Origin of the sequence: Modestobacter excelsi (assembly GCF_005930495.1) — a bacterium.
GTDB lineage: Bacteria > Actinomycetota > Actinomycetes > Mycobacteriales > Geodermatophilaceae > Modestobacter > Modestobacter excelsi.
Map to the genome: position 1 here is coordinate 1 of NZ_SJEX01000156.1, position 2175 is coordinate 2175.

1 protein-coding gene is annotated in these 2175 nt (G+C 76.6%); it reads left to right on the forward strand.

The annotated features are described in order from the left end of the window. Positions 1-329: 329 nt before the first annotated feature. The coding region (locus FHL80_RS25015; RefSeq protein ID WP_138736026.1) for an FAD/NAD(P)-binding protein at positions 330-2175 on the forward strand (1846 nt) is incomplete at its 3' end.

Genomic DNA, 2175 nt, shown 5'->3' on the forward strand with positions numbered 1-2175 from the left:
GCGCGGGGGTGGGACCGGAGGAGGGGCGCCGGCCAGCGAGCCTGGGCTCGTCGCTGGCGCTCAGGACTTGGAGGACGATAGGTGCACGCCCGGCGACGCATCAATCACCATCGCCTTGATGGACATCGTGAGTTGTCGCACCCCGGTGGCGGGGAACACCCCGCCCCCCGGCCGGAGTTGCCCCGAGGACGGACGACGGAAGGAGACGCACGTGCCCCGCACCCCGCTGGTCTGCCGCCGGCACGTCGACCTCCTCCGGACGGCGAGCGCCCAGTGTCGGCGCACGGTCTGGACCCCGCGCCCCTGACCCTCCGTTCCCCGGAGTCCGCATGTCCGCGTCACCCCCGCACGACCGCGCACCCTCCATCGCCGTCGTCGGCGCCGGGCCCACCGCCATCGGTCTGCTCGAGCGGCTGGTCGCCAGCGCGCCCGAGCTGGGCGGCACCGGCCGGCTGCAGGTGCACCTGGTCGACCCGCACCCGCCCGGCGGCGGCCGGGTCTGGCGTGCCGCCCAGCCCTCGCTGCTGTGGGCGAACTCGCTGGCCGCCGACGTCACGGTGCTGCCCGACCCGTCGGTGACGGTCGAGGGGCCGGTGGGCGAGGGCACCACGTTGTGGCAGTGGGTGGAGGCCGTCGCCCGGCACCTCCCGGCCGGTGACCCGGTGGGCGAGGAGGCGCGTGCGGTGACGCCGACGTCCTTCCCGTCCCGCCCGCTGGTCAACGCCTACCTGGGCTGGGTGCTGGCGGAGGTCGTCGCGGCGGCCCGCCCGTGGGCCGACGTGCACCTGCACGAGAGCACCGTCGTCGACGTGCGGGTGCGCGAGGACGGGGTCGACGTGGAGCTCGCCGACGGCCGGGTGCTCCCCGCCGACCTGGCCGTGCTCGCCCAGGGCCACCTCGACGCCCACGCCACCGCCGCCGAGCGCGACGTCACGCAGCGCGCCGCGGGTGCCGGGCTCAGCTACCTCCCGACCGGCTACACCGCCGACCTCGACCTCGAGCGGCTCGCCCCGGGGGAGGACGTGCTCGTCCGCGGCGCCGGGCTGGCGTTCATCGACCTGATGGTGCTGCTGACCAGCGGCCGCGGCGGCCGCTTTGAGCCGGCGGGGAACGGGCTGCGCTACCTGCCCTCCGGGCAGGAGCCGGTGCTGCACGTCGGCTCCCGGCGCGGCGTCCCGTACCGGGCGAAGCTGGGCTACGTCTGGCCCGGCCTGCCGGTGCCGCTGCGGTTCTTCACCCCCGAGGCGCTGCCCACCGACCGCCAGCTCGACCTGCGCTCCGACCTGGCCCCCGTCATCGCCCGGGAGCTGGGGTGGGCGCACTACACCGAGCTGTTCCGCGCGCACCCGGACCGCGTGACCCTGCCGTGGGCCGACTTCGCCGCCGGGTACGCCGCCACCACCGACCCGGCCGCGATCGCCGAGCTGGTCGCCGGCGCCGTCCCCGACCCGGCTGACCGCTTCGACCTCACGGCGCGGGACCGGCCGCTGGCCGGTGCGCGGTTCGGCTCCACCGCCGGGCTGCAGGAGGCGGTGCGCGGGCTGGTGCGGGCGGACCTGGCCCGGTCCGCGGACCCGGCGTTCAGCACCGACGCCGCCGTCTTCACCGCCCTGCTCCTCTGCCACGGCACGATCGCCGGGCTGGTCGGCGCCGGGCGGCTGACGCCGCGGTCGGAGGTCGAGGACGTCGCCGGCTGGTGGATGAACCTGTTCAGCTACCTGGCCAGCGGCCCGCCGTCGCCGCGGCTGGCCGAGCTGGTCGCGCTGTCGGAGGCCGGCGTCGTCCGGTTCCTCGGCGCCGACACCCGCTTCGACCTCGACGAGGTCACCGGCGTGTTCACCGCACGGTCGTCCTCGGTCGACTCCGTGGTCACCGCCCGGGCGATGGTCGAGGCCCGGCTGCCCGCCCCGGCGGTCTCGGCGACCCCCGACCGGCTGGTCAGCTCCCTGCTCACCCGCGGGGTCGCCGCGGAGAAGACCGTCCCGGACGGCACGGGCACCGGCCGGCTGCACGTCGACGCCGAGCAGCGGGTTGTCAGCGCGACCGGCCTGCCGCAGGACCGGCTGTTCGCGGTCGGCTTCTGGACCTCCGGCGCCCAGATCGCCGCCTTCGCCCGCCCCCGCACCAACGCCCCCTTCTTCCGCCAGAACGACGCCCTCGCCCGCCGCCTGTGGC